This window comes from Pseudomonas sp. GP01-A4 (assembly GCF_058780865.1).
On sequence record NZ_JBYSWF010000028.1, the window covers coordinates 15,595 to 35,868 of the forward strand.

Below are 20,274 nucleotides of genomic sequence, written 5' to 3' on the forward strand. Positions count from 1 at the left end.
TGGCTCGTTGAACAATAAAAACCCAGGGGCAAGGGGTGGGCATGCAACCGAACACGCGACAGTCTGGCGACGGGCTGTCTGAATAGTTTTGCCCGCGAGGGCAAGTTTCCATAAGCAATTTCGAGAGACGGATGAACATCACCACCTTAGCCAAACGCACGTGCCTGCTTCTTTCGCTGATCATCACCCCGGCCGCTTGGGCGGTTGAAATGGTGCCAGCTTCCCCGCAACTGGCTGCCAAGGCCTGGGTCCTGATGGACGCCGCCAGCGGCAACGTGCTGGTGGAGAACAACGGTGACCAGCGCCTGCCCCCAGCCAGCCTGACCAAGCTGATGACCGCCTACATCGCGACCCTGGAAATCCGTCGCGGCCAGATCGGCGAAAACGATCCGGTGACCGTCAGCGAAAACGCCTGGCGCACCGGCGGTTCGCGGATGTTCATCAAGGTCGGATCGCAAGTGACCGTCAGCGACCTGCTGCACGGCATCATCATCCAGTCGGGTAACGACGCCAGCGTAGCCCTGTCCGAGCACATCGCCGGCAGCGAAGATGCGTTCGCCGACATGATGAACAAAACCGTGGCCGACCTGGGCATGACCAACAGCCACTTCATGAACCCGACCGGCCTGCCGAACCCTGAGCACTACTCGTCGGCTCACGACATGGCGATCCTGGCTCGCGCGATCATTCGTGTCGACCCGGTGCACTACGCGATCTACTCCCAGAAAGAGTTCTTCTGGAACAACATCAAGCAGCCTAACCGCAACCTGTTGCTGTGGCGTGACAAGACCGTCGATGGCCTGAAAACCGGCCACACCGAAGAAGCCGGCTACTGCATGGTGTCGTCCGCTGTCCGTGACGGCCAGCGCCTGATTGCCGTGGTATTCGGTACCAACAGCGAGCAGGCCCGTGCGGCCGAGACGCAAAAGCTGCTGACCTATGGCTTCCGTTTCTTCGAAACCCAGACCTTCTACCAGAAAGGCACCGAGCTGGCTCAGGCCCCTGTGTGGAAAGGCGCGACCCATCAAGTCAAGGCCGGCCTGGCTGAAGACCTGACCCTGACCATGCCTAAAGGCCAGCTCAAGAAGCTGGTTGCCAGCATGACCATGAACCCGCAACTGGTCGCACCGATCGCCAAGGGCGATGTGATTGGTAAAGTCGAAGTGAAGCTGGACGACAAGGTGGTGCACAGCGCCGATCTGATCGCTCTGGACGCCGTCGACGAAGGTGGTATCTTCCGACGCGTGTGGGATAGCATCCGTCTATTCTTCTACAGCTTGTTCAACTGATAGTGTGCACCTGCATGACCCCGCGCTGATCCGGCGCGGGGTTATGCCCGTCGCCACGGCTTACGCTTACGAGGCCGTTACGCCATGACCGATACCGAAGTAAAGGCGCCAAAGATCGAATTCCCAAACGTGGACTATCCCGTCAAGGTGATCAGCGATACGGGCGTGGGCAACAAGGATAAGATCATCGAGATCGTCAAGAAACACGCAACGATCAACCATGACCGTGTGGATGAGCGTCAAAGCACCAACGGCAAGTACACCACTATTCAGTTGCACATCGTGGCGACTGATCAGGACCAGCTCTACAACATCAACAGCGAACTGCGGGCTACCGGCTTCGTGCACATGGTGTTGTGATGTCACAGACCCTGGGCTTTCGCGAGCTCGGCCAAATGGCTTACGAACCGGTGTGGCACGCCATGCAGCGGTTCACCAACGAGCGCGGCACTGAAGCCCCGGATGAAATCTGGCTGGTGGAGCACCCGCCGGTTTTCACCCAGGGCCAGGCCGGCAAGGCCGAGCATTTGCTGCTGCCGGGAGAAATCCCCGTGGTGCAGGTCGACCGCGGCGGGCAGGTGACTTACCATGGCCCAGGTCAATTGGTGGCTTATCTGTTGCTGGACGTGCGCAGGCTGGGTTTTGGCGTACGTGAGCTGGTCAGTCGCATGGAGTCATGCCTGATCGAGCTGCTGGCCAGCTACGGTGTGACCGCCGCGGCCAAGCCGGATGCACCGGGGGTTTATGTTGATGGCGCGAAAATCGCCTCCCTGGGCTTGCGGATTCGCCACGGTTGTTCCTTTCATGGCCTGGCCTTGAATGTGGACATGGACCTGGCGCCGTTTCGACGGATCAATCCCTGCGGCTACGCCGGTTTGGCGATGACCCAGTTGAGCGATCACGCAACACCACTAGAATTTGCCGAGGTAAGTGCCCGGCTGCGCGCGCAGCTCGTCAAACACCTCGACTATGCTGAGCAGACGACCCTAACGGGCGGAATCGACTGATTATGACTACTGATGCAGTGCAAACCATGATCCCGACGCTGGATGTTACCGAGCGTCCGGCCCCGCGTGCCAAGGTAGAAGCCGGCGTCAAGCTGCGCGGCGCCGAGAAGGTTGCACGCATCCCGGTGAAGATCATTCCGACCACCGAACTGCCGAAAAAGCCTGACTGGATTCGCGTGCGTATCCCGGTTTCGCCGGAAGTCGACCGCATCAAGGCCCTGCTGCGCAAACACAAGCTGCACAGCGTGTGCGAAGAGGCGTCCTGCCCGAACCTGGGCGAGTGCTTCTCCGGTGGCACCGCGACCTTCATGATCATGGGTGACATCTGCACCCGTCGTTGCCCGTTCTGCGACGTTGGCCACGGCCGGCCGAAGCCACTGGACGTCAACGAGCCGGAAAGCCTGGCCATCGCCATCGCCGACCTGAAACTCAAGTATGTCGTGATTACCTCGGTAGACCGCGACGACCTGCGTGACGGCGGTGCCCAGCACTTTGCCGACTGTATCCGCGAGATCCGCAAGCTGTCGCCGAACGTGATGCTCGAGACCCTGGTGCCGGACTACCGTGGGCGTATGGACGTGGCGCTGGAAATCACTGCCGCCGAGCCGCCGGATGTGTTCAACCACAACCTGGAAACCGTACCGCGCCTGTACAAGGCTGCGCGCCCGGGTTCGGACTACCAGTGGTCGCTGACCCTGCTGCAGAAATTCAAGCAGATGATGCCGCACATTCCGACCAAATCCGGCCTGATGCTGGGCCTGGGCGAAACCGACGAAGAAGTCATCGAAGTCATGAAGCGCATGCGCGAACACGACATCGACATGCTGACCCTTGGCCAGTACCTGCAGCCGTCCCGCAGCCACTTGCCGGTACAGCGCTTCGTGCACCCGGATGTGTTCGCCTGGTTTGCCGAAGAAGGCTACAAGATGGGCTTCAAGAACGTCGCTTCCGGCCCGCTGGTACGTTCCTCGTACCACGCCGACGAGCAGGCGAAACTGGTCAAGGCCAGCCTGGTGTCCTGATACGCGGAACGCCGGACACTGCAGGACCCATGTGGGAGCCGGCTTGAGTGGGAGCGGGCTTGTTCGCGAATGCGTTGGATCAGTTGACCTGTCCGGTGACTGACTGACCGTCTTCGCGAGCAAGCCCGCTCCCACCCAGGCCCGCTCCCACATTTGCTACTGACTCTTCCTCTTCTGTTTGCAACCATTGCTGTTTAGAGTGCCTTGGGCAATCCACACGAGGAGAACCATGGATGACGACTCAATTGACCACTTGTGCGGTACCTGCGCTGCGCGCCGAAGGCGTGATCGGGCTGATTGCCCCTGCCGGGCCGGCCGAGCTGGATATCGACACGGCCACGCAATGGATGCGCGCCCGGGGCTACACACTGCGGATCTTTCCGGGCGTGAGCCAGCGGGATGGCTATCTGGCCGGCAGTGATGAGGTACGCCTTGATGACCTGCACGCGGCGTTCGCCGACTCGACCATCGACGCGATTTTCTGCCTGCGCGGCGGCTACGGCACGCCACGCCTGCTGGACCGCCTGGACTTTGACCTGCTGCGGGCCAACCCCAAGCCATTCGTAGGCTACAGCGATATCACCGCCCTGCACCTGGCGATCAACCGGTATGCCGGTTTCGTCACCTTCCATGGTCCGATGTTCAACGCTGACCTGTTAGGTGAAAAGCAACAGCCTACCGAGTCGTCGCTGTTCAGCATGCTGCGTGGGCAAGTGAAAGCCGGTAGCCAGCTGGCTCACCCTGTGGCCTACCCGCTGACCACCGTCGAGCCAGGCATCGCCTGTGGGCGGCTGCTGGGCGGCAATCTATCGATGATCGCAGCAGTGATGGGCACGGCTTACGAGATTGATGCCGAGGGCATCATTCTGTTTATCGAAGATGTGAACGAGCCGTTGTACCGCATTGACCGGTTGCTCACCCATTTGCGCCTGGCGGGCAAGCTGGCCCAGGTGGCGGGCGTGGTGGTGGGGGATGTGGCTGGGGTTGATAGCCTTGCGCTTGAGCGCTTGCTGAAGCAGACCTTCGAGCCGTTGTGCATTCCTGTGCTGTCCGGCTGGCGCAGCGGGCACTGCAACCCGAACCTGACCTTGCCGTTGGGCGCCAGGGTGCGGCTGGATGCGGGGGAGAAGCGGTTGGTGTTGGAACAGGATGTGGTGTTTAAGGCCTGAACTTTGTAGCGCCGATAAAGGCCTCTTCGCGAGCAAGCCCGCTCCCACATTTCGATCGCGTTCCTTCAGGAAGTGCACGGTCAAAATGTGGGAGCGGGCTTGCTCGCGAATGCGGTAGCAGCCATACGCCGATCTATCGGCTTTGCAGCGACTCCAGCAACTTCACCGTCGGATACCCATCCGCCGGCCAGCCCAGGGACTGCTGCGCGGCACGAATCGCCTTGCGGGTATTCGCACCGATGATCCCGTCCGGGTTGCCCGCGTCGTAACCATTGGCACTGAGCACCGTCTGCAAGTCAATTCGCTGCGAGCGAGTCAACGGCAGTTCATCTTTCGGCCAGCTCCCACGAATCAAGCCACCGCCCCCGAAGCGTTCCGACAACAAGCCAACTGCCAACGCGTAGGACGACGAGTTGTTGTACTTGAGGATCGCGCGGAAGTTATCCAGCACCAGGAACGCCGGGCCACGATAGCCGGCCGGCAGCAACAGGGCGGCGGAAAGCTGGTCGACGTTGGCCGGGACACTGGCGCCCGGCGGCACCTGGATTCCCAGTTTCAGCCACTCGCCAACGGTCTTGCGTACGCTGCCATCGGCCAGGGCGTAATCAAAATTCAACGGCAGTTGCTGCACCTCGAAGCCCCAGGGCTGGCCTTTCTGCCAGCCGGAGCTTTGCAGGTAGTGCGCGGTGGAGGCGAGGGCGTCGGCCGGGCTGTTCCAGATATCGCGGCGGCCGTCACCGTCGAAGTCCACGGCGTGGGTGTTATAGGTGGTCGGGATGAACTGGGTCTGGCCCATGGCCCCGGCCCAGGAGCCTTTCATCTGGTCGGCGGCGATATCGCCATGCTGGATGATTTGCAGCGCCGCCAGCAGCTGCGCCTGGGCGAAGGCCGGGCGACGGCCTTCATAGGCCAGGGTCGCCAGTGAGCGGATCACCGAGTTGTTGCCTTGGAATTGGCCGAAGTTACTCTCCATGCCCCACACCGAGACCAGCGCCTGGCGGTCGACGCCGTAACGGTCCTCAATGCGTTGCAGAATGTCGGCATACTTCACCAGCAGCGACTGGCCATTGCGCACCCGCAGCGGCGACAGCGCGCCATCGAGGTATTCCCATACCGGCCGGGAGAACTCCGGCTGGCTGCGGTCGGCGCGGATCACCGCCATGTCGGGTACGACATTGGCAAAGGCCGTGTCGAAAACCTGCGGCGTGATACCGGCCTTCAAGGCTTCCACGCGAAACCCCGCCTGCCATTCGGCAAAGGTCTGGGTCGGCTGGATATCAAGATTGTCTGCCACCAGTGGCGCAACGACGGCAGGCGCAGCTACCGGTGCAGTCTGGAGCGGGGGCAGGGGTTGGGCATCGGCAGCGGTGGGTTTTTCCGCGCAGGCGACTAACAGAATGAGGCTGGAGGCAGCGATCAGTTGGCGAAGGTGCCAACGACGGGAAAGACTAGAGGGCATGCACAGGTCCAGGGAATACGAATCAGGTACAGACCTTATCATGCCGGAGGGGCGCTTGCCTTCAGGCAGCCAGAAAGTAAGAAGCCTCCCAGCTATTAGACTGGAAGGCTTCGCGGCGGTAGCTGCCTTTGCCTTTGCCGGCTCGTTCCTGGCGACTGCGGAACAACGGCTGGGCGATGATGGATTTGGCCTTGTTGGGGCCATGCTTGGATGGCTTTTTGCTCATGATGGGTACTCTCTGGCAGGTTGATGATGCGGTGCGAATCATCTGCCGAAGTTTGGATTCTGTCCAGCCCAGCGATACGTAGGACTATTCAGCAGGCAGCGCCAAGCGCTGTCCTGACATCAAAAGTGACAAACGACTCAGGCTCATCCACGGCGATCCAGCCGCCTGGCCCTTGATCTGCGCGTCAATGCGCTGGGCCTCCAGCAGCAATTGCGCCCAGCGTTGCGCCGAGTGCCGTTGCAGGGCTTTGCTGATCAGTGGTTTGCGCTTGTCCCATACCGGTGGCCGCGCCTGGCTGAAGGCCTTGTCCAGTGGGATGCCCTGGCTGTACTGCAGGGCAATATTGGCCAGCAGCCGTAATTCTCGCGCCAGGGCCCAGAGAATCACCGGCGGCTCGACGCCTTCGCCGCGCAGCCCTTCGAGCATGCGCAGGGCGTGGGCGGGTTCGCCGTTGAGGATCGCATCCACCAGGCCAAATACGTCAAAGCGCGCGCTGTCCGCCACGGCGCCTTGTACGGTTTCGACGGTGATCTGGCCACCCTCGGCCATCAGCTTGAGCTTTTCGATTTCCTGGGCGGCGGCCAACAGGTTGCCTTCCACCCGCGCCGCGATCAGCTCCACCGCATCCTGGCTGGCACTCAGCCCGGATTGCGACAGGCGCTGACGAATCCACTGCGGCAGTTGGCTGCTGTCCACCGGCCAGATCTGTATGAACTGAGTCTGGCCACCTTCCACCAGCGCCTTGCCCCACTTGGTTTTCTGCGCACTGCCATCGAGCTTGGGCAGGCTGATCAGCAGCAGCGTGTCTTCGGCAGGGCGTGCGCAGTATTCCATCAACGCCGCCGCGCCTTTGTCGCCGGGCTTGCCCGAAGGCAGGCGCAGTTCCAGCAGGCGTTTTTCGGCGAACAGCGACATGCTCGCCCCGGCTTGCAGCAGCGTACCCCAGTCGAAACTGGCGTCGGCGCTGAATACCTGGCGTTCATCGAAGCCCTGTTGGCGGGCGGCGGTGCGAATTGCGTCCGCAGCCTCCTGGCACAGCAGCGGGTCATCACCGCTGACGATGTAGACGGGCGCAAGGCTGCCTTGCAGGTGCTTGGCGAGTTGGGCGGGGGCGAGTTTCATAGGCAGGGTGAACGGGGCGCCTGGGGCGCCCCGTCTGGCTTACTCGACAGGAACTTCGACAGGCGACTGTTTAGGTTGGCTGTCTTCATACTCTTGCGCCGCTTTCAGCGCATCGGCATCTGCCTTGGCCTTGGCATCCGCGGTTTGCTGCAGCTTATCCAGTTGCTCCGGCGTGATCAGTTGCAGGCGCAGGACCATGCGCTGCACCAGTTCACGACGCATTTCCTTGCGCACCTGGATGGTTTCGGAGTCCGAACCCACCAGGTTGTTGCCGTCGTGGCTCACGACTTTCTGTATCTGGATCTTGTCGCCCATCAGCGGCAGGTGGTCATGGCCCTGGATTTCGAAGAAGAGCGTGGTGCTCAGCTCAATGTCCGAAGCACGCCCGGCGCTGGCGTAGCTGAGGCTGCGCTGCTCTTCTTTTTCATCCACCAGGTTCAGTTTGTAAGCCGCGCCTGAATAGACTTTGACGCCACTGTTTTCCAGGACCTGGCGCAGCTGTTGCACTGTCTCGCCGTAGGAGTTGCGGGCGGTGACGTCCAGTTCCTTGATCGCCAGTTCGGTGGTGCCGGTGCCGCGCAGCTGGAAGCCGCAAGCGCTCAGCAGCACGGCAAGGCCCATAACCAGCAGATTGCGTTTGATCATTTTGATGCTCCCCTTGAAACCATGTGGGCCTTATCGAGGCCCTGGAGGTTTTGTTCGGCGCCAGGGTTATTCCCTCGGCGCCCGATCCGATTAGCTAGCGACGATATTGACCAGTTTGCCGGGCACCACGATCACTTTGCGGATCGTCAGGCCTTCGGTGAAGCGCAGCACGTTCTCATTGATACGGGCGGCGGCTTCGACGTCTTCACGGCTGGCGCTGGCCGGCATGTCGATCTGGCCACGCAGCTTGCCGTTGACCTGAATTACCAGTTGCAGCGTGTCCTGTACCAGGGCGCTGTCATCCTGTACCGGCCAGCCGGCATCGATGACGGCACCGCTGTGGCCCAACTGGTTCCACAGTTCGTGGCTGATGTGTGGCGTGATCGGCGCCAGCAGCAGGGTGACCGTTTCCAGGCCTTCCTGTACCAGTGCGCGGTCCTGTTCGGTGGCCTGCGGCGCTTTCTCCAGCACGTTCATCAGCGTCATCACCTGGGCGATGGCGGTGTTGAATTTGTGGTGCTGGCCCACGTCCTGGCTGGCGTGCTTGATGGCCAGGTGGGTGCTGCGGCGAATGACTTTTTGCTCATCGCTCAGGGCCGCCACGTCCAGCTTGCCCGGCAAGCCTTGGCTGACATGGGCGTGCGCCAGGCGCCAGACGCGCTTGAGGAAGCGATGCGAACCTTCGACGCCGGAGTCCGACCATTCCGCGCTCATGTCAGGCGGCGAGGCGAACATCATGAACAGGCGGCAGGTGTCCGCGCCGAACTGGTCGATCATCGACTGTGGGTCGACGCCGTTGTTTTTCGACTTGGCCATCTTCTCGGTGCCGCCGATTTCCACCGGCAGGCCGTCGGATTTCAGCTTGGCGCTGATCACCTTGGCCTTGCTGTCACGCTCCAGCTCGACATCTGCCGGGTTGAACCAGGTGTAGGCGCCATTGGCTTCGCGGCGGTAATAAGTCTCGGCAATCACCATGCCCTGGGTCAGCAGGTTCTTGAACGGCTCGTCGGAACTCACCAGGCCTTCGTCACGCATCAGCTTGTGGAAGAAGCGCGCGTACAGCAGGTGAAGGATGGCGTGTTCGATACCGCCGATGTACTGGTCTACCGGCAGCCAATGGTCGGCCGCGGATTTTTCCACCAGGCCGCCTTCATAGTGCGGCGAGGCGTAGCGGGCGTAGTACCACGAAGACTCCACGAAGGTGTCCATGGTGTCGGTTTCGCGTTTGGCCGGGGCACCGCAGTTCGGGCAGGTGCACTCGTAGAATTCGGGCATGCGCGCCAATGGCGAGCCAGCACCGTCCGGCACCACGTCTTCGGGCAATACGACCGGCAGTTGGTCTTCCGGTACCGGCACGTCACCGCAGGTTTCGCAGTGGATGATCGGGATCGGGCAGCCCCAGTAGCGCTGACGGCTGATGCCCCAGTCACGCAGGCGGAACTGGGTGCGCGAGGCACCGAGGTTTTTCTTGATCAGCGCGACTTCGATGGCGTCGAAGGCGCCTTCGAAATCCAGGCCGTCGAACTCGCCGGAATTGATCAGTGTGCCGTGTTCGTTGTACGCGTCCTGCCACGGAGCCGGGTTGGTGTCGCCCGAACTGGTGCGCACCACGGACTTGATCGGCAGGTTGTATTTGACGGCGAATTCGAAATCGCGCTCGTCGTGGGCCGGCACAGCCATTACTGCGCCATCACCGTAGTGCATCAGCACGTAGTTGGCGACCCACACCGGCAGCTTCTCGCCGGTCAATGGGTGCTCGACGAACAACGAGGTCGGCAGGCCTTTTTTCTCCTGGGTGGCGACGTCGGCTTCGGCGACGCTGCCGCCCTTGCATTCGGCGATGAACGCCTGCAGCTCAGGGTTGTTCTGTGCAGCCTGGGTGGCCAGCGGGTGTTCGGCGGCCACGGCGACGTAGGTCGCGCCCATCAGGGTGTCCGGACGGGTGGTGAAGACTTTCAGTACACCTTCTGCGCCGATGGAGTCGACGTTGTAGGGGAACTGCACTTCCATGCCACGGGACTTGCCGATCCAGTTGCGTTGCATGGTCTTGACCTGCTCGGGCCAGCCCGGCAAATCGTCGAGGCTCGACAGGAGTTCATCCGCGTAGGCGGTGATCTTGAAGTAGTACATCGGGATTTCGCGCTTTTCGATCAGCGCGCCGGAACGCCAGCCGCGGCCGTCGATCACTTGTTCGTTGGCCAGTACGGTCTGGTCCACCGGGTCCCAGTTCACGGTGCCGCTCTTCTTGTAGATCACGCCTTTTTCGAACAGGCGAGTGAACAGCCATTGTTCCCAGCGGTAGTAATCAGGCTTGCAGGTGGTCACCTCGCGGGACCAGTCCACCGCCAGGCCCAGGCTGCGCAGCTGGGTCTTCATGTAGGCGATGTTTTCGTAGGTCCACTTGGCGGGCGCTACGTTGTTCTTCATCGCGGCGTTTTCCGCCGGCATGCCGAAGGCGTCCCAACCCATGGGTTGCAGGACGTTCTTGCCCAGCATGCGCTGGTAGCGGGAGATGACGTCGCCGATGGTGTAGTTGCGCACATGCCCCATGTGTAGCTTGCCGCTGGGGTAAGGGAACATCGATAGGCAATAGAAAGTCTCCTTGCCTGGCTGTTCACTGACTTCAAAGGACTTTTGCTCATCCCAGAACGACTGGGCGGCATTTTCTATTTCACGGGGCTGATATTGTTCGTGCATGGCTACTTTTGAACTGAATAGGGGTGGCCTAATCCTCTTCGGTGCAACGTTCAGGTTGATCGACACCAAAAAGCGGCGCGTCCGTGCCCAAACCCTGCGGGAAGTGGAGTTACAGGAAGCGCCGTAGCATACATGACCCCACTCTATCGAGGGAAACCCTGATTGCGCCGCCGAGGCCGTTGGTCGCGGCGCCAGGCAGGCAGGGCAAGCAGGACTACGCTGTTTAGTGGGGAGTGAGTCTTATCTTCAATGAGGTGAGGGATGGTTGATTCGCAGCGAACTTTAACGAAACCGCAGGTGTACGAAGGACTGATCGACCGTTTGGGTCGAGCACTGGATGCAGCAAAAACCGCAGGCCGATTGTGTGATGAACGGCCTCTGGAGTTGGAACTGCGTGGCTTGAGCCAGGCAGAGCTGGACGTGATCAGGGTGTATCTGGAGTTGAATGAGCATCGCGCGTCCCATGGCATGGCCTCCCCGCCAGCCCAGGAGTTTTCGCGATCGGCCAAGGTGGTATGGCTCAAGGATTTTTCGGCCGGTCGCAGCCCGGAAAAACTCCGGTCCGTGCGTTTCAAGTGAAGTACCGCGTTAGTGATCTGTAGCCTTCTCAGCGTCTGTTCCTGTAAAGATTGTCGCTTAACCCCGTTACACCTTAGGCTTCGGGCATCTTTGGAGATGCCCGATGCCTATTCGCTATTTCATTAAACAATTGTTGTTGCCGCCCGGCATCCTGTTGCTGTTGCTGGCCCTTGCCTGGTGGTTTCGTCGCAGCCGACCGCGGCTGGCGGCCGTGTGCTTTGCCCTGGGGTTTGGCGGGATGTTGCTGATGAGCCTGCCGGTGGCGGTTCAATGGGGCGCAAAGGCCCTGGAGACCGAGCCGCCTCTGGCCCGTGATGAATGGGCGACCCTGGCGCAGCGGGCTGATGCCATCGTGGTGTTGGGCTCGGGGCGTGAGCGCGGGGATCCGGCGTGGGGCTCCGATCAGCCGACGGGTATCGGTCTTGAGCGCCAGCGCTATGCAGCCCGCCTGGCCAAGGCTTCGGGCTTGCCGGTGCTGACCACCGGCGGCTTGCACTACGGCACACCGCCCAGCGAGGCGGAGTTGATGGCGGTATCGATGCAGGATGACTTTGGCGTGAGCGTGCGCTGGAAGGAAGAGCGTAGCCGTACCACGTGGGAAAACGCGCAGATGAGTGCCGAGATTCTGCTGCCGCAGGGAGTCAAGCGTGTGGTGGTCGTGACTCAGGCCTGGCATATGCCGCGCTCGCGCTGGAGCTTCGAAAAGGCCGGGTTCACGGTTGTTCCGGCGCCAGTGGGGTTTCTTGGTTTGGACAATGCCCGGCCATTGGGGGGCTGGATGCCGGAGTTCAAGTCGGTATGGCAGAGCGGGCAGTTGCTGAATGAAGCTGTGGGGCAGGTGGGTTACCGGATGTTTTACAGGTAATACCGCAGGTCAAATGTGGGAGCGGGCTTGCTCGCGAATACAGTGTGTCAGTCACTGGTGCTTTAACTGACAGATCGCATTCGCGAGCAAGCCCGCTCCCACATTGTCGTCCGAGTATTTCTTTTAAACCGTTTTGGACATCCGGCCCGCCAACAGCGCCCAGCCAAACAGGCCAAGGCACAGGATGATCAACGGCCAGGAACGCCATTCCAGGTAAGGCGTGAGGTTGTGCATCGGCACGACCTCGCCGTAGAGAATCCCGCGTTCAAACTGCGGGATCTGCACGGTGATCTGCCCGTACGGGTTGATCAGGCCAGTGACGCCGTTGTTGGTGGCGCGAATCATCCAGCGACCGGCTTCCAGGGCGCGCATCTGGGCCATCTGCAAATGTTGCAGCGGGCCGATGGAGCGGCCGAACCAGGTGTCGTTGCTGATGGTCAGCAACAAATCGCTGCGGGCCGACAGGCCGGCGGCGAACTCCGGGTACACCACTTCATAGCAAATGAACGGCGCAATCTGATAGCCCTTGGCTTGCAGCAAAGCCTGGTCGGACGGCCCGCGGGCGAAGTCCGACATCGGCAGGTCAAAGAACGCGATCAAGCCGCGCAACATGTCCTGCAGCGGCACGTACTCGCCAAACGGCACCAGCTTCTGCTTCAGGTAGGTGCCGTCGCCTTCGCCCACCACCGTGATGCCGTTGAAGAAGCGCTTGTGGTGATGCACTTCCTGGCGGATCGGTACACCGGTGATCAGCGCAGTGTGCCGGTCAGCGGCGAACTTGCCCATCATGCCCAGGTAACCCTCCACGGATTCCTTGAGCACCGGCACGGCGGTTTCCGGCCATACCAGCAGGTCGACAGGCTTGGAGCTGAAGCTCATGTCGCGGTACAGCGCGAGCTGCGCATTGAGCTGCTCCGGGTCCCACTTCATGCTTTGTTCGACGTTGCCCTGGACGGCTGCCACGGTCAGCGGCGCGCCGGCGGGGGTGGTCCATGCATGATGCTTGAGTGCCAGGCCGATGGCCCATGGCGCCACCAACAACAGCAAGCCGGCACCGATGAACAGGTTGCGCTTAGCCGCCAGCAGACGCGGCAGGTTGCAGATCAGTGCGGCGGTCAGCGCCAGGGCAAAGGATATCAGCCACATCCCGCCCAGCGGCGCGAGGCCGGTGAGAGGACCGTCGAGCTGGCTGTAACCGGAATAGAGCCAGGGAAAACCGGTGAGGAACCAGCCGCGAAACGCTTCCTGGCCAACCCACAAGGCCGCGAAGGCCAGTGCATCGGCCAGTGGCGCTTCGTTGCGGCGCAGCCAGCGCGCCCACAGCCAGGCGGGCAGGGCAAAGAACCAGGCAATGGCCGCCGTAAACGCCAGCATCAGCATGCCCGCCAGCAACACCGAAGCGCCGCCGAAGTGGTGAATGCTGTAGTAGATCCAGCTGGTACCGGCGCCAAACAGGCCGAAACCGAAACACCAGCCGCGCCACAAGGCCTGGCGCGGTGTCAGTTCACGCAATCCCGCATAAAAGAACCCGGCCGCCACCAGCGCAAACGGCCAGAGGTCGAACGGCGCCAGCGCCAGGGTGGTGATGGCGCCGGCCACCACGGCCAGCAAGTTACCGGGCCAGCCGGGTGCAATCATACGGCGCATGTCAGTCCTTAGCGGGCAATAGGTGTCAAACGGATCAAGTGAATACGGCGGCTGTCGGCATTCAGGATGCGGAAGCGATAGGCACCGATCTCGGTGGTCTCGTTACGCTTGGGCAGGTGCCCGAACGCACTCATCACCAGGCCGCCAACCGTGTCGAACTCATCGTCGGAGAATTCGCTGTCGAAGAACTCGTTGAAGTTCTCGATCGGCGTCAGGGCCTTGACCAGGAAGTCACCGCTGGGCAGCGGCTTGATGTAGCTGTCTTCTTCCACATCGTGTTCGTCTTCGATGTCACCGACGATCTGTTCCAGCACGTCTTCGATGGTCACGAGGCCGGCCACACCGCCGTATTCGTCAATCACGATGGCCATGTGATTGTGGTTCGCACGAAATTCGCGCAGCAGCACATTCAGGCGCTTGGATTCGGGGACGAAAGTGGCAGGACGCAGCAGGTCCTTGATGTTGAAGCTGTCGCCGTTCTCCTTGAGGATCAGCGGCAGCAGGTCCTTGGCCAGCAGGACGCCCATGACGTCGTCATGGCTTTCGCCGATCACCGGGTAGCGCGAGTGCGCCGAATCGATGACGGCCGGGAGGAATTCCCGTGGGGTCTGGGTCGCCTTGATGCTGACCATCTGTGAGCGCGGAACCATGATGTCCCGCACTTGCAAGTCAGCGACCTGGATAGCGCCTTCGACGATGGCCAGCGCTTCGCTGTCCAGCAACTTGTTCTGATGCGCCTCGCGCAGCAGCTCCAGCAGCTCCTGGCGGTTTTTCGGCTCGTGGGCAAAGGCCTGGGTGAGTTTCCCCAGCCATGACTTTTGCCCGTTGCTCGATCGGTCTTCGCTCATAGCGATTACTCTAAATCCTTTATTGTTTCAGTTAGGTGTAGTTGCAATTTCGTCGTCTGCATACGGGTCACGATGACCCAGTTCTGCAAGCAACGTTCGTTCCAGTGCTTCCATTTCTTCGGCTTCGTCATCGTCTATATGGTCGTAACCCAAGAGATGCAAGCAGCCGTGGATGACTAGATGGGCCCAATGGGCCTCAAGTTCCTTGCCCTGTTCCTTTGCTTCACGCTCGACCACTTCGACGCAGATCACCAGGTCGCCCAGCAACGGGATATCCAGCAGCTCATCGGGTACGTCGGCGGGAAACGACAGCACGTTGGTCGCGTAGTCTTTTTGTCGCCAGGTGTGATTCAGTTCACGGCCTTCGGGCTCGTCCACCAGGCGAATGGTCAGCTCCGAGTCGGCGGTGCGCTGGCGCAGGGCCAGGGTGCACCACTGGCGGAACTGTTCTTCGCTGGGGGCGGGCGCTTCGGTGGCCAGCTGCAGGTCAAGCTCAAGCATCGCGGCGAGTGTCCTTGGCCGGTTGGTCGTCGCGGTGTTCGAAGCGCTCGTAGGCTTCGACAATGCGCTGCACCAACGGGTGACGTACCACGTCTTTGGGCATGAAGTGCGTGAAGCTGATCCCCGGCACGTCCTTGAGTACGTCGATCACCTGGGCCAGGCCCGACTTGGTGCCTTTGGGCAGGTCGACCTGGGTGACGTCGCCGGTGATCACGGCGGTGGAGCCGAAACCGATCCGGGTCAGGAACATCTTCATCTGCTCAACGGTGGTGTTCTGGCTTTCGTCGAGAATGATGAAGCTGTTGTTCAGCGTACGGCCACGCATGTAGGCCAGCGGGGCGATCTCGATCACCTGGCGCTCGATCAGCTTGGCCACGTATTCGAAGCCGAGCATCTCGTAGAGCGCGTCGTAGAGCGGGCGCAGGTACGGGTCGATCTTCTGGGCCAGGTCGCCGGGCAAAAAGCCCAGCTTCTCGCCGGCTTCCACCGCCGGGCGCACCAGCAGGATGCGTCGCACCTGCTCGCGCTCCAGGGCGTCGACCGCGCAGGCCACGGCCAGGTAGGTCTTGCCGGTACCGGCAGGGCCGATGCCGAAGTTGATGTCGTTGCCCAGGATCTCTTTGACGTAGCGCTGCTGGTTCAAGCCGCGAGGGCGAATCATGCCTTTCTTGGTGCGCAACGCGACGCTGGCTTCGGCTACCGGGTTGTTGGCCAGGTCCTCCACGGCGGATTCCTGCAGGTACAGGTGCACCGTTTCCGGCGACAGCTCGCTACCTTTGGTTTCCCGGTAGAGGCGGCGCAGAAGGTTTTCTGCCGAGGTGGTGTGCTGGGGTTCACCAATCAGCTCGAATTGATTGCCGCGGTTGCGGATCTCGATGCTCAGGCGTTGTTCGATCAGGCGCAGGTGCTCGTCGAACTGTCCGCACAGATTGGCGAAACGGCGAGCCTCAAAGGGCTCGAGGAGAAAACGATGTGGTTCTATGGGTGCGTTCAAGGTCGTTTTTAGCCGCCCTGGGGCAATTAAGATGAAATCAAGGATAACGCCAGCAGGCTGCGTGCGAAAGCACTTATATAGCCCGAAGCTGGTACCGTTCTAATGTGGGAGCGGGCTTGCTCGCGAATGCGATGGGGCAGTCAGCCTGTTCGTTGCCTGATACACCGCCTTCGCGAGCAAGCCCGCTCCCACATTGGTTCCCGGTGGCCGAATTATTGTTACACCAGCGAACCGCGCAGCGAGTGCGGTTGTGCCGCGTCGATGTGCACGTCGGCGAACTGCCCGATCAGCGTCGGATTATCGCAGCGGAAGTTGACGATCCGGTTGTTCTCGGTCCGGCCCTGCAATTCGCCAGGGTCTTTTTTCGAGTAGTCGGTCACCAGGATGCGCTGGGTCGAGCCCACCATCTGTCGGCTGATCTCGAAGCCTTGTTGATTGAGGCGATGCTGCAGGGCGTTCAAACGCTCCTTCTTCAACGCTTCCGGAGTCTCGTCCGCCAGATCCGCCGCCGGGGTGCCCGGGCGCTGGCTGTAGACGAACGAGTAGGAGAAGTCGAACCCGACGTCTTCAATCAGCTTCATGGTCTGCTGGAAATCTTTCTCGGTTTCGCCCGGGAAGCCGACGATAAAGTCCGAGCTGATGCAGATCCCCGGCACCGCCGCACGCAATTTGCGCAATTTGGATTTGTATTCCAGGGCGGTGTGGTTGCGCTTCATGGCCGAGAGAATGCGGTCCGAGCCCGATTGCACCGGCAAGTGCAGGTGCTTGACCAGCTCCGGCACTTCGGCGTGGGCCTGGATCAGGCTGTCGGAGAACTCCAGCGGGTGCGAGGTGGTGTAGCGAATCCGCTCGATCCCGTCGACGGCAGCCACTACGCGGATCAACTCTGCGAGGTCCGCCAGGCGCCCGTCGTGGGTCTGGCCACGGTAGCCGTTGACGTTCTGCCCCAGCAGGGTCACTTCACGCACGCCGTTCTCGGCCAAGTGAATGATCTCTGCCAGCACGTCGTCGAACGGGCGGCTGACTTCTTCGCCGCGGGTGTATGGCACCACGCAGAAGGTGCAGTACTTGCTGCAGCCTTCCATTACCGACACATAAGCGCTTGGGCCGTCGATGCGCGGCTCGGGCAAATGGTCGAATTTTTCGATTTCCGGGAACGAGACGTCGACTTGCGGCAGCTTGGTGATGCGCGCGGCGTCGATCATTTCCGGCAGGCGGTGCAGGGTCTGCGGGCCGAAGACCACGTCGACGTACGGTGCGCGGTCACGAATGGCGGCGCCTTCCTGGCTGGCCACGCAACCGCCGACGGCGATCACCATGTCCGGGTTGGCCAGTTTCAGTTCACGCCAGCGGCCCAGCTGCGAGTAGACCCGGTCCTGGGCCCGCTCGCGGATCGAGCACGTATTGAGCAGGATCACATCGGCGTCTTCAGCGCGAGCGGTGACTTCCAGGGCCTGATGTTCACCCAGCAGATCGACCATGCGCGAGCTGTCGTACTCGTTCATCTGGCAACCGTGGGTTTCGATGTAAAGCTTCTTGGCCATGGGGATCGTCAACTGGTGGTAAAGAACCGCGTATTATAGGGGGCATGCCGATAGGTTCCTAGCACTGTGCATCGGACGCCATGCTATAGTTCGCGCCCTCTTTTAAATCCCCCGATGTGTTACCCGCCCACCATGACCAAACGTGAAGCTCCAATCTACAAGGTGATTTTCCTTAACCAGGGCCAGGTGTTCGAAATGTACGCCAAGCAGATCTATCAAAGTGATCTGTGGGGCTTCCTGGAAGTGGAAGAGTTCGTCTTTGGCGAGCGCACACAGCTGGTCGTCGACCCGGGCGAGGAAAAACTCAAGGCTCAGTTCGAAGGCGTGGTGCGCAGTTTTGTGCCGATGCATTCGATCGTGCGCATCGACGAAGTCGAGCGCCTGGGCACGCCGAAAATCAGCGAGGCCCGGGGCATGAGCAATGTCATGCCGTTTCCGATGCCGATGCCTGAGAAGTAAGGCTTAACACCGCGCCGACCCCTTCGCGAGCAAGCCCGCTCTCACATTCGACCGAGTTCCACCTTTGGAATACAGTCGAATGTGGGAGCGGGCTTGCTCGCGAAGGCGGTAGTAAAGGCGCTACAAAACTCAGGGCAGCGGGGAAAACGGCGAGCTGCCATCTGCGCTCTGCAGTTCCTGCAGGTAGTTGCGGAAAATCTGTCCCAGCACTTGGGTAGCCACTTCCAGTTCGTCGCGCTGCATGTGTTCGGCCACTTCGTCGGCCGTGTCCAGTGCATCTTCGGCGCCGTTCACCGCTGCCATTTTCAGCACGATGTACGCCTGGACGTTATTGGCCGGTACGCCTTCGCCGTGGAAAAACATGGTGCCCAGCTGGAATTGCGCCTGCGCGTGGCCCTGCAACGAGGCTTTCTCGAAGTAGCTCAAGGCTTTGTTGAGGTCGCGTGCGGGGTTTTTACTGTCGTAGAAGTACTCGCCCAACTCGTATTGCGCCTGCGCATCCCCGCCATCGGCCTGTTTCTGGCACGCGCTCAGGGCCTCGGCCTGGCTTTCCGGCTGGGTATTGAGGGTGCAACGACCCATCGCTGGGATTAACAACGAGTTGCCGCCTGCCTGGGCATACGCCAGCAGCGGCTGAAGGAGCAACAGGCAGCCCAGAACCAGGGTGCGGCCGGTGCGTTTCATGGGAATCGACTTACCTCTGACGGGGCGCGGGACCCACGGGGGGATCCAATAAGCGCGCATTATGAAATAAGCAGGCACCTGCTTACAAAGTCTTTACTCGTTTTTCTGCTGCGTGGGCAAGTTATCTGCCGGATTGCAGGTGAATTCTCGAAAAAAGACGGAAATGTCTGTAAGCAAAGTAGCAAATCTGACGCCGCCAGGGGCGGCGCCTGATTTTTGATCCGCTTATTTCAAGGCGGCGAAGGCGCGTTCGGCAGCATCGAGGGTCAGTTTCAGCTCGGCGTCGCCATGGGCGATCGAGGTGAAGCCGGCCTCAAAGGCGCTCGGTGCCAGGTACACGCCCCCTTCCAGCATCAGGTGGAAGAAGCGCTTGAACAGGTCGGCATCGCTGCCCATCACGTCGTCGAAGGTGACGATGTCGTCGGCGCCGCTGAAGTACAGGCCGAACATGCCGCCCGCCTGGGTGGTCACGAACGGAATGCCGGCGGCATCGGCGCGCTGTTGCAGGCCGTCCAGCAGGCGAGTGGTGTAGTCGGTCAGCTCGGCATGGAAGCCCGGGCGGCTGATCAGGCGCAGGGTGGTCAGGCCGGCGGCCATGGCCAGCGGGTTACCCGACAGGGTGCCTGCCTGGTACACCGGGCCCAGCGGCGCGATGTGCTGCATGATTTCGCGCTTGCCGCCGAAGCAGCCCACCGGCATGCCGCCGCCGATGATCTTGCCGAAGGTGCTCAGGTCCGGCGTGACGCCGTAGTAAGCCTGGGCGCCGCCGAGGGCAACGCGGAAGCCGGTCATCACTTCATCAAAAATCAGCACTACGCCGTGCTTGTCGCACTGTTCCCGCAGGCCTTCCAGGAAGCCCGGCGCCGGCGGCACGCAGTTCATGTTGCCGGCCACCGGCTCGACGATGATGCACGCCACTTCCTGGCCGACTTCGCTGAGCATCTGCTCGACGGCAGCGATGTCGTTGAACGGCAGGGTCAGGGTATGTTTGGCAAACGCGGCCGGCACCCCGGCGGAGCTCGGTACGCCTTGGGTCAGCGCACCGGAACCGGCCTTGACCAGCAGGCTGTCGGAGTGGCCGTGGTAGCAGCCTTCGAACTTGATGATGCTGTCGCGGCCGGTAAACCCACGGGCCAGGCGAATCGCGCTCATGGTGGCTTCGGTGCCGGAGCTGACCATCCGCACCATCTCCATGGAGGGCACGATGGAGCACACCAGGTCAGCCATCTCGGTTTCCATGGCGGTCGGTGCGCCATAGGAAAGGCCGTGTTGCAGCTGCTGGCGCACCGCGTCCAGTACTTCCGGATGGCTGTGGCCGAGGATCATCGGGCCCCACGAACCCACGTAGTCGACGTAGCGCTTGTCATCTTCGTCGGTGACGTAGGCGCCTTCGGCATGCTTGAAGAACAGTGGGGTGCCGCCAACGCTCTTGAACGCTCGCACGGGAGAGTTCACACCGCCGGGGATGTGTTTCTGGGCATTGGCAAACAGGGTTTCGGAACGGGACATGATCATGT

The 20,274-nt window shown here is 61.3% G+C and carries 20 protein-coding genes; 8 read left to right on the top strand and 12 right to left on the bottom strand.

Annotated elements, in window-relative coordinates; all coding sequences use genetic code 11:
• Positions 1-131: 131 nt before the first annotated feature.
• The 5 genes from AC3WKX_RS17250 (at position 132) to AC3WKX_RS17270 (ending at position 4,487) form a co-directional block, all read left to right on the top strand.
• Positions 132-1,289, top strand: a complete 1,158-nt coding sequence (locus AC3WKX_RS17250; RefSeq protein ID WP_003215437.1) for a D-alanyl-D-alanine carboxypeptidase family protein — start codon at positions 132-134, stop codon at positions 1,287-1,289.
• Positions 1,290-1,373: 84 nt separating this feature from the next.
• Positions 1,374-1,649 (top strand): DUF493 domain-containing protein, encoded by a 276-nt coding sequence (locus AC3WKX_RS17255; RefSeq protein ID WP_003215438.1) that lies wholly within the window; start codon positions 1,374-1,376, stop codon positions 1,647-1,649.
• On the top strand, positions 1,649-2,296 hold the full coding sequence (gene lipB / locus AC3WKX_RS17260; protein WP_003215439.1) for a lipoyl(octanoyl) transferase LipB: 648 nt from the start codon (positions 1,649-1,651) through the stop codon (positions 2,294-2,296). Before AC3WKX_RS17255 ends, lipB begins: the two co-directional genes overlap by 1 nt.
• A 2-nt stretch (positions 2,297-2,298) precedes the next feature.
• Complete coding sequence (gene lipA, locus AC3WKX_RS17265) at positions 2,299-3,318, top strand: lipoyl synthase (protein ID WP_003215441.1); 1,020 nt, start codon at positions 2,299-2,301, stop codon at positions 3,316-3,318.
• Between the two features lie 233 nt (positions 3,319-3,551).
• Positions 3,552-4,487: a S66 peptidase family protein gene (locus AC3WKX_RS17270; RefSeq protein WP_008436546.1), complete on the top strand. Its 936-nt coding sequence runs from the start codon at positions 3,552-3,554 to the stop codon at positions 4,485-4,487.
• Between the two features lie 133 nt (positions 4,488-4,620).
• On the opposite strand, the gene AC3WKX_RS17275 is transcribed toward AC3WKX_RS17270, so the two are convergent.
• The 5 genes from AC3WKX_RS17275 to leuS form a co-directional block, all read right to left on the bottom strand.
• Positions 4,621-5,946 carry a lytic murein transglycosylase gene (locus tag AC3WKX_RS17275; protein WP_003215443.1) on the bottom strand — a complete coding sequence of 442 codons (1,326 nt, stop codon included), beginning with the start codon at positions 5,944-5,946 and terminating at the stop codon, positions 4,621-4,623.
• A gap of 61 nt (positions 5,947-6,007) precedes the next feature.
• The gene (arfA, locus tag AC3WKX_RS17280; RefSeq protein ID WP_003176285.1) at positions 6,008-6,172 is read right to left on the bottom strand and encodes an alternative ribosome rescue factor ArfA; all 165 of its coding nucleotides are present in this window, start codon (positions 6,170-6,172) and stop codon (positions 6,008-6,010) included.
• Positions 6,173-6,256: 84 nt separating this feature from the next.
• Positions 6,257-7,294 (bottom strand): DNA polymerase III subunit delta, encoded by a 1,038-nt coding sequence (gene holA / locus AC3WKX_RS17285; RefSeq protein ID WP_008436560.1) that lies wholly within the window; start codon positions 7,292-7,294, stop codon positions 6,257-6,259.
• Positions 7,295-7,333: 39 nt separating this feature from the next.
• Positions 7,334-7,939: an LPS-assembly lipoprotein LptE gene (locus tag AC3WKX_RS17290; RefSeq protein WP_008436571.1), complete on the bottom strand. Its 606-nt coding sequence runs from the start codon at positions 7,937-7,939 to the stop codon at positions 7,334-7,336.
• Positions 7,940-8,029: 90 nt separating this feature from the next.
• Positions 8,030-10,636, bottom strand: a complete 2,607-nt coding sequence (gene leuS, locus AC3WKX_RS17295; RefSeq protein ID WP_087694446.1) for a leucine--tRNA ligase — start codon at positions 10,634-10,636, stop codon at positions 8,030-8,032.
• 261 nt (positions 10,637-10,897) lie between these two features.
• Here leuS and AC3WKX_RS17300 point away from each other — a divergent pair, with 261 nt between their 5' ends.
• Positions 10,898-11,215 carry a hypothetical protein gene (locus AC3WKX_RS17300; protein WP_008436575.1) on the top strand — a complete coding sequence of 106 codons (318 nt, stop codon included), beginning with the start codon at positions 10,898-10,900 and terminating at the stop codon, positions 11,213-11,215.
• Positions 11,216-11,318: 103 nt separating this feature from the next.
• Positions 11,319-12,080 (top strand): YdcF family protein, encoded by a 762-nt coding sequence (locus AC3WKX_RS17305; protein ID WP_003215449.1) that lies wholly within the window; start codon positions 11,319-11,321, stop codon positions 12,078-12,080.
• A 123-nt stretch (positions 12,081-12,203) separates the two neighbouring features.
• Here AC3WKX_RS17305 and lnt read toward each other — a convergent pair whose 3' ends face one another.
• The 5 genes from lnt to miaB form a co-directional block, all read right to left on the bottom strand.
• Positions 12,204-13,727 (bottom strand): apolipoprotein N-acyltransferase, encoded by a 1,524-nt coding sequence (gene lnt, locus AC3WKX_RS17310; RefSeq protein WP_003215450.1) that lies wholly within the window; start codon positions 13,725-13,727, stop codon positions 12,204-12,206.
• An 8-nt stretch (positions 13,728-13,735) separates the two neighbouring features.
• Entirely contained in the window at positions 13,736-14,575 is an 840-nt protein-coding gene (locus AC3WKX_RS17315; protein WP_003215451.1) for a CorC family transporter, read from the bottom strand.
• A 27-nt stretch (positions 14,576-14,602) separates the two neighbouring features.
• Positions 14,603-15,076, bottom strand: a complete 474-nt coding sequence (gene ybeY, locus AC3WKX_RS17320; RefSeq protein WP_003215452.1) for an rRNA maturation RNase YbeY — start codon at positions 15,074-15,076, stop codon at positions 14,603-14,605.
• Complete coding sequence (locus AC3WKX_RS17325; protein ID WP_003215453.1) at positions 15,069-16,070, bottom strand: PhoH family protein; 1,002 nt, start codon at positions 16,068-16,070, stop codon at positions 15,069-15,071. The genes ybeY and AC3WKX_RS17325 overlap by 8 nt, the downstream gene beginning before the upstream one ends.
• Before the next feature lie 218 nt (positions 16,071-16,288).
• On the bottom strand, positions 16,289-17,614 hold the full coding sequence (miaB, locus tag AC3WKX_RS17330) for a tRNA (N6-isopentenyl adenosine(37)-C2)-methylthiotransferase MiaB (protein ID WP_008436584.1): 1,326 nt from the start codon (positions 17,612-17,614) through the stop codon (positions 16,289-16,291).
• Between the two features lie 132 nt (positions 17,615-17,746).
• On the opposite strand from miaB, the gene AC3WKX_RS17335 reads away from it, so the two are divergent.
• Positions 17,747-18,073, top strand: coding sequence for a DUF1820 family protein (locus tag AC3WKX_RS17335; protein ID WP_003215457.1), 327 nt, complete (start codon positions 17,747-17,749; stop codon positions 18,071-18,073).
• A 129-nt stretch (positions 18,074-18,202) separates the two neighbouring features.
• Here AC3WKX_RS17335 and AC3WKX_RS17340 read toward each other — a convergent pair whose 3' ends face one another.
• Entirely contained in the window at positions 18,203-18,757 is a 555-nt protein-coding gene (locus AC3WKX_RS17340) for a tetratricopeptide repeat protein (RefSeq protein WP_008436585.1), read from the bottom strand.
• Positions 18,758-18,982: 225 nt separating this feature from the next.
• Positions 18,983-20,266 carry a glutamate-1-semialdehyde 2,1-aminomutase gene (hemL, locus tag AC3WKX_RS17345; protein WP_003215470.1) on the bottom strand — a complete coding sequence of 428 codons (1,284 nt, stop codon included), beginning with the start codon at positions 20,264-20,266 and terminating at the stop codon, positions 18,983-18,985.
• Between the last annotated feature and the right edge of the window lie 8 nt (positions 20,267-20,274).

Coding starts and splice junctions, on each gene's coding strand:
- lipA (WP_003215441.1), top strand. CDS start 2,299: ATGACTACTGATGCAGTGCAAACCATGATCCCGACGCTGGATGTTACC.
- holA (WP_008436560.1), bottom strand. CDS start 7,294: ATGAAACTCGCCCCCGCCCAACTCGCCAAGCACCTGCAAGGCAGCCTT.
- hemL (WP_003215470.1), bottom strand. CDS start 20,266: ATGTCCCGTTCCGAAACCCTGTTTGCCAATGCCCAGAAACACATCCCC.
- lipB (WP_003215439.1), top strand. CDS start 1,649: ATGTCACAGACCCTGGGCTTTCGCGAGCTCGGCCAAATGGCTTACGAA.
- lnt (WP_003215450.1), bottom strand. CDS start 13,727: ATGCGCCGTATGATTGCACCCGGCTGGCCCGGTAACTTGCTGGCCGTG.
- AC3WKX_RS17340 (WP_008436585.1), bottom strand. CDS start 18,757: ATGAAACGCACCGGCCGCACCCTGGTTCTGGGCTGCCTGTTGCTCCTT.
- arfA (WP_003176285.1), bottom strand. CDS start 6,172: ATGAGCAAAAAGCCATCCAAGCATGGCCCCAACAAGGCCAAATCCATC.
- AC3WKX_RS17270 (WP_008436546.1), top strand. CDS start 3,552: ATGACGACTCAATTGACCACTTGTGCGGTACCTGCGCTGCGCGCCGAA.
- AC3WKX_RS17300 (WP_008436575.1), top strand. CDS start 10,898: ATGGTTGATTCGCAGCGAACTTTAACGAAACCGCAGGTGTACGAAGGA.
- AC3WKX_RS17305 (WP_003215449.1), top strand. CDS start 11,319: ATGCCTATTCGCTATTTCATTAAACAATTGTTGTTGCCGCCCGGCATC.
- AC3WKX_RS17290 (WP_008436571.1), bottom strand. CDS start 7,939: ATGATCAAACGCAATCTGCTGGTTATGGGCCTTGCCGTGCTGCTGAGC.
- ybeY (WP_003215452.1), bottom strand. CDS start 15,076: ATGCTTGAGCTTGACCTGCAGCTGGCCACCGAAGCGCCCGCCCCCAGC.
- AC3WKX_RS17255 (WP_003215438.1), top strand. CDS start 1,374: ATGACCGATACCGAAGTAAAGGCGCCAAAGATCGAATTCCCAAACGTG.
- AC3WKX_RS17250 (WP_003215437.1), top strand. CDS start 132: ATGAACATCACCACCTTAGCCAAACGCACGTGCCTGCTTCTTTCGCTG.
- miaB (WP_008436584.1), bottom strand. CDS start 17,614: ATGGCCAAGAAGCTTTACATCGAAACCCACGGTTGCCAGATGAACGAG.
- AC3WKX_RS17275 (WP_003215443.1), bottom strand. CDS start 5,946: ATGCCCTCTAGTCTTTCCCGTCGTTGGCACCTTCGCCAACTGATCGCT.
- AC3WKX_RS17335 (WP_003215457.1), top strand. CDS start 17,747: ATGACCAAACGTGAAGCTCCAATCTACAAGGTGATTTTCCTTAACCAG.
- AC3WKX_RS17315 (WP_003215451.1), bottom strand. CDS start 14,575: ATGAGCGAAGACCGATCGAGCAACGGGCAAAAGTCATGGCTGGGGAAA.
- leuS (WP_087694446.1), bottom strand. CDS start 10,636: ATGCACGAACAATATCAGCCCCGTGAAATAGAAAATGCCGCCCAGTCG.